Raw genomic sequence first — 6,787 nt, forward strand, 5'->3', positions numbered from 1 at the left:
CACTCCGCAGGGCACTAGCAATAAACCACCCATCGTGGGTGTGCCGGATTTGCTGTGGTGCGATTGGGGACCCTCTTGGCGGATCACTTGCTCCATTTTTAGAGCTTTTAGCTTTGGAATTCCCCAAAGACACACCAGCCAACTAAGCGCAAAGGCCAGCAATAAGGGGCTGCTGAGTTGAAATGCGCCTAGGTAAAGATCAAGGCCAGCAGCCGATAGCAGCAGCACTGCGATCAAACCCCAAGCCCACAACCGGCTGTAGCTGGAATCAATCACCTTGAGCTCAGTCTTCCCAATTTTCTTCTTGGCTTTCTTCTGGTTGGGAGTAATCCTCTTTCTCACCCATCAAGGCGGAGAGCTCTTCTTCTTCCACTGTTGCTAGATCAGCACTGGCTGTTTCTTCTTCTGCCACCAAGCGGCCGCTACTTTCAAGCCAGCTAAGTAGATCGGGTTCATCGCGCAGAGGCAATACCGGCGCTGGAGCGCTGCGGTCGTAGCGGGTGAGAGAAGGGTTGAAGCTATCTAGCTTGGTCAACGCTGTGTTATCCAAACGCTCTGTTCACTGAAGTTTTAACCTTAGCCCATGCCATCAAAACTGATCCAACTGTTGATTGCCTGGGGTGGAGCCCTGTTGGGATCTGGGTTGCTGGTTTACGCCGGCAGCACAAGGTTGCAATTGCCCCAGAACTTGCTTTTTATTTGGGCGCTTTTGCTGGTGTTACCCATCGCAATGGGGTTGTGGATTGCTGCCCGCTGGCAGGCCACATCCGAGAATCTCTAAGACACAATCGAATTACTGCATATGGCACGGGCAAACAAGGTGGTACTTGCCTATTCAGGTGGGGTTGATACCAGCGTTTGTATTCCTTACTTAAAAAATGAATGGGGCGTTGCAGAGGTGATCACCTTTGCGGCTGATCTTGGCCAGGGGGATGAACTGGAGCCAATTCGCCAAAAAGCGCTGGATTCCGGCGCTTCTAAATCGATTGTTGATGATCTGATCGAGCCATTTATTAGTGAATTTGCTTTCCCCGCGATCAGGGCTAATGGCCTTTATGAGGGCCGTTATCCCCTCTCGACGGCTTTGGCTCGCCCCTTAATTGCAAGGAGGCTGGTGGAAATTGCGCGGGAATTGGGGGCTGATGCTGTAGCCCATGGCTGCACCGGAAAAGGTAACGACCAGGTGCGTTTTGATGTGGCAATCGGTGCGTTAGCGCCAGAGCTAAAGGTGCTTACGCCGGCGCGGGAATGGGGCATGAGCCGTGAAGAAACGATTGCCTACGGCGAACGCTGCGGTATTCCAGCTCCGGTAAGCAAAAAATCTCCCTATTCCATCGATCTCAATCTGTTGGGTCGCTCGATTGAAGCTGGCCCCCTGGAAGATCCAGATGTGGAACCACCAGAGGAGGTTTTTGCCATGACCAGTTCGATAGAAGCTGCCCCGGTAAATCCTGAAATTGTGGAAATAACTTTTGAGCAAGGCAATCCTGTTGCGATAAATGGCATTGCATTGGATCCAGTAAGTGTGATTCGCAAGGCCAATGCCCTTGCAGGCAACCATGGTTTTGGCCGCCTAGACATGGTTGAAAACCGAGTAGTGGGGATTAAAAGCAGAGAAATTTATGAAACCCCGGGGCTGCTGCTTTTGATTCGCGCCCATCAAGAATTAGAGAGCCTCACCTTGGCTGCCGATGTATTGCGCACAAAACGGCAATTGGAAAGCCAGTGGGCTGATTTGGTGTATCAGGGGCTTTGGTATGGCCCATTAAAAGAAGCGATTGATGCCTTCATCAACTGCAGCCAGCGCACGGTGAATGGCAAGGTGCGCCTGAAACTACATCGCGGCAACGCAATAGTTGTGGGTAGAAGCAGCAGCAACAACAGCTTGTATGTGCCAGATATGGCTACCTACGGCGGCGAGGATCAATTTGATCACCGCGCTGCCGAAGGTTTTATTTATGTGTGGGGTCTTCCCATTCGGCTGTGGGCAGCAGCCCAACGTCGTAACGGCCCCCGCGGATAACCCGCAGCAGAGGAGGTAGCGGTAAAGCCCTTTGGGGTATTGGCGGACGCCGTTCAGGGAAACGCAGCCGCACCTCCCCGGGTTGGGGCATCAAGCGTTCAACTTGCCCGCGCAATCTTTCATTTTCAGCGATCAAGAGTTGTTGTTGATCTAAAACCGGTTGAAGCCGCTGTTCAAATTTCCGTTCAAAAATGCCGGGAAGCTCCTCCAGCAGTGCTTCCAATTCCTGCAATTGAGCGTTGGTTTGTTCACGCTCTAAATCTCTACGCACATCACTGGCATGGGGTTCCAACTCCTCAAGCCAGCGTGGCAGCGGGTCTTGTTCCACTGGCCACTTTGCCTGCATGCAGCCTCGTTGTTCTGCGCGACCCTATCGGTGCAAACAGCACCTAGCAAGCCTTGACACTGCTTAATCGTTGTCGCTCGCACCGGGTGCAGCAGCAGCCATCAGATCACGATCTTGGCGTGGGGCGCTGGTTTCCATAGGCGCTACGGGGGTGGTGCTGCGGCCTAAGGAGCTGTGTTGGCCGATGTATTTAACGGTGAGATACCTGATCACGTCTTCACTGAGGCGCATTGCCCGCTCAAGGGGTCCCACCTGCTTGCCATCACCGCTGTAGTTCAGTTGAACGTAAACGCCCTCGCGGTTTTTACCGATGTTGTAAGCCAAGCGACGCTTGCCGCGCTGCTGGTTATCGATGATCGTGCCACCGTTTTCGGTAACGAGATCGCGATATTTGTTGGTGTGGGTTTCAACCTCATCTTCCGCAATATCTGGGCGGAGGATATACATCGTTTCGTAATTGGGCCGTTCGCTCATGGTGCCTGTGGGGTGAACCCGAACCTGTAGTTCGGAGGCTATTTCCAGCTATTCGCCGGATTTATCAGCTTACAACTGCATCCGCACCGCTTCTGAAATGGTTGGTAGATCCGCCTCTTTACCCCTAGAGCACTGCAGCAGGGCATAAAGAAGCACTGCTAAGCAACCGATAAAAATTGTGTTGTTCAAGGTGCGCAGCACAATGCTGTCGCCAAGGGGTGAAAGCAGCACCCGAAAGCCGAGCGATAAAACTGTTAATAAAATATCTAGCAAGATTGCCTGCAGGGCATTGAAGCGCAGGTAATCGGGAACTTTCGGGTTTCGCACCACCGCTAAAAACAGCACTAAAAACAACACAAAGCCGCCAAAAGGCACGATTTGATCCAGTAGTAAAAGAGGTAGAGCCGGTAGCTGCAGCCAGATCAGCCAAGGGAACACTGAAATAAGTGCGCTGCCAAAGGGCACGGCATCGCTCCAGGGCAATAGGTAAAAGAGCACGGCCAGCAACCGCTGCCAAGGGGGTATTTGATTCATACAACCAAGTTAGGGTTTCTGCTGCTTTAGGGCTTGTTCAACGGCGTTACCCATTTGCTTGAGGGGCATTTGGGGCAGCCCCGTCCAAAGTTTTAGGGCAGCAGCACCCTGTTGCAGCAACATCTCCAGCCCGTCTTGGCAGGCCAGGCCCAAGCTGGCAGCTTCTTTCAATAAGCGAGTGGGCCGAGGGGTGTAAACAACGTCGTAGATCAAGGCGTTACCTGGCAGCAGAGCAAGTTGCTCCAGGCTTAAGGGGCTTTGCTGCTGCCATTCCCCCATGCCTAGGGGCGTGCCATTCACCACTAAATCCACCTGGGGCAGCCATTGCTGCAATGGGGTTTCCCAAGGCAACAATTCAAGGGCTGGTGCCCAGTTGCCCACCTCATTTTTTAGGTGTTCCAGTTTTTCCATACTTCTGCCTCGCAAAAGCACCCGTTTAAAACCCAGCTCAAGGCAGCTGCGCAGCACTGCCCGCACCACCCCGCCAGTACCTAGCACCAGTGCTGTGGCGCCAGGGGAAAAACGAGCTTGCAGCGGAGCAAGAAAACCGCTCCAATCGGTGTTTGTGCCATGCCAACCCCCTTTGCCATCAGGCACTAGGCAATTCACGGCCCCCAACTGTTTGGCAATGGGGTCGATGCTGCTAACAAGATTTGCAATTGTTTCCTTATGGGGAATCGTGACGCTTACGCCACGGCAACCAATTGCAGCCAACCCTTGCACGGCTGCTGAGAGATCTTCTGCTGCAACTTTTAAGGCTAAATAACGCCAGTTCAAGCCCAGTTGCGCTAGTGCAGCGTTGTGCATTACAGGCGATAGAGAATGGCTGATCGGATTACCAATAACCGCTAGTAATGCGGTGCGGCCATCGATTGGGCTTGGGTGGTTAATGGTTTTGCTTGGGTAATGGTTTGTTCTAGCCATGGTTCGGGAACCACACCTCGTCGGGATGGACCCCTTTTGCCGAGGATGCAACAAGTTTGAAACGTTTTGCAAGGAGTTTCTATGGGAAAAGTTGTTGGCATCGATCTCGGCACAACCAATAGCTGTGTTTCGGTGATGGAAGGTGGAAAACCCACCGTGATCGCTAATGCAGAGGGTTTTCGCACCACTCCTTCCGTGGTGGCTTACACCAAGAACCAAGATCAATTAGTGGGCCAAATCGCTAAACGCCAGGCGGTGATGAATCCGGAAAATACTTTTTATTCGGTGAAACGTTTTATCGGTCGCCGCGTTGATGAGATAAATGAGGAAGCTAGTGAAGTGAGTTATGGCGTAGAAAAAAGTGGCGCCAATGTAAAAGTTAAGTGCCCAGTATTAAGCAAGTTATTTGCCCCTGAAGAAATCGCAGCTCAAGTGTTGCGCAAGCTGGCGGAAGATGCTGGCAAGTATCTCGGTGAGCCGGTTACCCAAGCAGTAATTACTGTTCCCGCTTATTTCAATGATTCCCAGCGCCAAGCCACAAAAGATGCCGGCAAAATTGCTGGTTTAGAGGTGTTGCGGATCATCAATGAGCCAACGGCAGCTGCACTTGCCTACGGCTTGGATAAAAAGAGCAACGAACGCATCTTGGTGTTTGATCTTGGCGGCGGCACCTTTGATGTTTCTGTGCTTGAGGTGGGAGATGGGGTATTTGAGGTGCTCTCCACTTCAGGCGATACCCACCTTGGCGGTGATGATTTCGACAAGGTGATTGTTGATTATCTCGCCGATAGTTTTAAGGCAAATGAAGGCATCGATCTACGCCAAGATAAGCAAGCTTTGCAACGGCTTACCGAAGCTGCTGAAAAAGCCAAGATCGAACTTTCCAGCGCCACCCAAAGTGAAATTAATCTCCCATTTATTACCGCTACCCCTGAAGGCCCTAAACATCTCGATCTAAACCTCACCAGGGCGAAGTTTGAAGAATTGGCATCTAAATTGATCGATCGCTGTAAAGTGCCAGTGGAGCAGGCCCTTAAAGACGCCAAACTTTCTTCCAGCGAATTAGACGAAGTGGTGATGGTGGGTGGTTCTACCCGCATCCCAGCTATTCAAGGTTTGGTTAAAAGGGTTACCGGAAAAGATCCAAACCAAACTGTTAACCCCGATGAAGTGGTAGCCGTTGGCGCTGCTATTCAAGGCGGTGTATTAGCTGGTGAAGTAAAAGACATCCTCCTATTGGATGTAACACCCTTATCGCTTGGTGTGGAAACTCTTGGCGGTGTGATGACGAAGATGATCAGCCGCAACACCACCGTACCTACTAAAAAAACTGAGACATATTCCACTGCAGTGGATGGTCAAACGAATGTAGAAATCCATGTGCTTCAAGGGGAGCGGGAAATGGCTTCCGATAACAAGAGCCTTGGCACCTTCCGCCTTGATGGCATTCCTCCTTCTCCCCGCGGCGTGCCTCAAATCGAAGTAACTTTCGATATCGATGCAAACGGCATACTCAGCGTTACCGCTAAAGATAAAGGTAGCGGCAAGGAGCAAACAATTTCTATCACCGGTGCCTCCACCCTTAGTGATAATGAAGTTGATAAAATGGTTAAAGATGCTGAAACCAATGCCAGCGCTGATAAAGAGCGCCGCGAAAAGATTGATCTAAAAAATCAATCCGAAACCCTGGTTTATCAAGCCGAGAAACAACTCACGGAACTGGGCGACAAAATCTCCGCAGAAGATAAAGGCAAGGTTGAAGGTTTCGCTAGCCAGTTAAAAGAGGCTATTGAAAAGGAAAACTTTGAAGCGATGAAAACTGTGCAAGAGCAATTGCAGCAGGCCCTTTATGCAGCTGGTGCTTCTGTATACCAGCAAGCAGCAGGGGCGGGCGCTGATGGGGCTCCCGGAGCCGCGCCCGGCAACAATGCTGGATCAGCTGGCGATGATGTGATTGATGCTGAATTTACGGAAAGCAAATAAGAGTAAGTAGTTTGTTAGCGGCCTGTACCTTTTAATACAGTTTTAAATGTTTTTGCTAAAATTAGCAAATCAAGCCAAAAACCGTTGTTTTTTAGATAATATAAATCATACGATAGTTTTAATTCCGCATCTTCTAGAGATGATGAATAGGCCATGTTTACTTGGGCCCAACCACTTAAACCTGGCCTCACTAAATGCCTCAATCTATAATGGGGAATATTAACTTCTAAATCATGTTCTAGTTCTGGCCTCTCCGGCCTTGGGCCTATGAAGCTCATTTCACCTTTGATTATATTTAATAATTGTGGCAACTCATCCAAGCGACTGCATCTTAACCATTTACCTATTGGAGTAATTCGCTTATCTCCTGGGTTGCTCCATTGAGCGCCATCTTTTTCAGCTGTGTGGTGCATAGTTCGCAACTTATAAATTGTGAATGATTCTCCGAAAAGACCGGTGCGTATTTGAGAATAAAATATTGGACCGCGATCATTCAAATAAAT

The 6,787-nt window shown here is 50.4% G+C and carries 9 protein-coding genes and 1 pseudogene; 3 read left to right on the forward strand and 7 right to left on the reverse strand.

What is annotated here, in order from left to right; translation table 11 throughout:
• Positions 1–276: pseudogene (locus KB557_RS08070) on the reverse strand (phospho-N-acetylmuramoyl-pentapeptide-transferase); the annotation flags it as partial.
• A gap of 7 nt (positions 277–283) precedes the next feature.
• A complete protein-coding gene (locus KB557_RS08075; RefSeq protein ID WP_255133080.1) occupies positions 284–535 on the reverse strand; it encodes a DUF3134 family protein in 252 nt (83 codons plus the stop codon).
• Between the two features lie 48 nt (positions 536–583).
• Between KB557_RS08075 and KB557_RS08080 the strand changes: the two genes are divergently transcribed.
• Both KB557_RS08080 and KB557_RS08085 read left to right on the forward strand, forming a co-directional pair.
• Positions 584–781, forward strand: coding sequence for a hypothetical protein (locus tag KB557_RS08080; RefSeq protein WP_255133082.1), 198 nt, complete (start codon positions 584–586; stop codon positions 779–781).
• Between the two features lie 21 nt (positions 782–802).
• Positions 803–2,023, forward strand: coding sequence for an argininosuccinate synthase (locus KB557_RS08085; protein WP_255133084.1), 1,221 nt, complete (start codon positions 803–805; stop codon positions 2,021–2,023).
• Here the strand turns inward: KB557_RS08085 and KB557_RS08090 are convergent.
• The 4 genes from KB557_RS08090 to KB557_RS08105 all read right to left on the reverse strand — a co-directional run bounded on the left by KB557_RS08090 (position 1,953) and on the right by KB557_RS08105 (position 4,301).
• Positions 1,953–2,369 carry a hypothetical protein gene (locus KB557_RS08090; RefSeq protein WP_255133087.1) on the reverse strand — a complete coding sequence of 139 codons (417 nt, stop codon included), beginning with the start codon at positions 2,367–2,369 and terminating at the stop codon, positions 1,953–1,955. The two genes, KB557_RS08085 and KB557_RS08090, sit on opposite strands and share 71 nt — an antisense overlap.
• Before the next feature lie 63 nt (positions 2,370–2,432).
• A complete protein-coding gene (rpsF, locus tag KB557_RS08095) occupies positions 2,433–2,843 on the reverse strand; it encodes a 30S ribosomal protein S6 (protein WP_255133088.1) in 411 nt (136 codons plus the stop codon).
• A 69-nt stretch (positions 2,844–2,912) separates the two neighbouring features.
• On the reverse strand, positions 2,913–3,377 hold the full coding sequence (locus tag KB557_RS08100; RefSeq protein WP_255133089.1) for a Tic20 family protein: 465 nt from the start codon (positions 3,375–3,377) through the stop codon (positions 2,913–2,915).
• A 9-nt stretch (positions 3,378–3,386) separates the two neighbouring features.
• Positions 3,387–4,301 carry a shikimate dehydrogenase gene (locus tag KB557_RS08105; RefSeq protein WP_255133091.1) on the reverse strand — a complete coding sequence of 305 codons (915 nt, stop codon included), beginning with the start codon at positions 4,299–4,301 and terminating at the stop codon, positions 3,387–3,389.
• Between the two features lie 81 nt (positions 4,302–4,382).
• Here KB557_RS08105 and dnaK point away from each other — a divergent pair, with 81 nt between their 5' ends.
• A complete protein-coding gene (gene dnaK / locus KB557_RS08110; RefSeq protein WP_255133093.1) occupies positions 4,383–6,284 on the forward strand; it encodes a molecular chaperone DnaK in 1,902 nt (633 codons plus the stop codon).
• A 14-nt stretch (positions 6,285–6,298) separates the two neighbouring features.
• On the opposite strand, the gene KB557_RS08115 is transcribed toward dnaK, so the two are convergent.
• The coding region (locus KB557_RS08115; protein ID WP_255133095.1) for a sugar transferase at positions 6,299–6,787 on the reverse strand (489 nt) is incomplete at its 5' end.

This window comes from Synechococcus sp. Cruz CV12-2-Slac-r (assembly GCF_024346075.1).
In the GTDB taxonomy this organism is placed as follows: Bacteria; Cyanobacteriota; Cyanobacteriia; order PCC-6307; family Cyanobiaceae; genus Synechococcus_D.